This is a genomic window from Mesorhizobium sp. M7A.F.Ca.US.014.04.1.1 (genome assembly GCF_003998745.1).
GTDB lineage: Bacteria > Pseudomonadota > Alphaproteobacteria > Rhizobiales > Rhizobiaceae > Mesorhizobium > Mesorhizobium ciceri.
The window spans coordinates 1-618 of record NZ_RZRW01001333.1 but is presented as its reverse complement, the minus strand read 5'-3'; the positions used below and the strand labels follow the sequence as shown (position 1 = coordinate 618).

At 61.5% G+C, this 618-nt stretch carries 1 protein-coding gene and 1 pseudogene; both read right to left on the bottom strand.

Annotated features, from left to right (window positions below; genetic code table 11):
- Positions 1 to 373: gluconate 2-dehydrogenase subunit 3 family protein (locus tag EOA22_RS36400; RefSeq protein ID WP_127390756.1), on the bottom strand; the 373-nt coding region annotated here is incomplete at its 3' end.
- Positions 374 to 454: 81 nt separating this feature from the next.
- A pseudogene (locus tag EOA22_RS39430) lies at positions 455 to 618 on the bottom strand (lactoylglutathione lyase); the annotation flags it as partial.

The window sequence follows — 618 nt, the reverse complement described above, 5'->3', positions numbered from 1 at the left end:
GCTTCAGCACGCCGACGCGTTGGTCCTCCCAGCCGAGACCGCGGTAGCCGCCGTTACCGGACTTCTTGTCGAGGTCGGCGATGCCGTCTTCGATCATCGCCTTGTAGGCGGTGTCCTTGCCGGCCTGCTCGTCATGGCCCTTCACCGCAATGGCGTAGTATTTGTCGGGGACCTGATCGTGCGGATAGATGTCGCGCGCCATCTGGATCAGCGTCGCCATGGTTTCGGGCTTGAGTGCCGATGTCTCGAGCCCCCAGCTATGTTCGGGGCTGATGACGGCACTGCCGGAGATGACGAGCAGCGCGCCGATGCCACCGCGTTTGAGAAGCTCGCGACGTGAAAGCCCGGGCTTCGCGTCATAGATCGTGACCATTTTATTCCTCCCTGCTTGCTATCTGCGCTCTGGTAAGCGCCGTTGCTGGCGCCGCACCTACCGGCGCGGTTGCTATGTCTCCTATTGGAAGCGACCTCCGCGCTGCAGAACCTCGATCTTATAGCCGTCCGGATCCTCGATGAAGAAAAAGCGGGCGATCAGCGACCCGTCGCGGTTGAACTCGATGATCTTCTTCGGATTGAGCCCGAGCGCGCCGAGACGGTCATGTTCGCTATCGAGGTCGG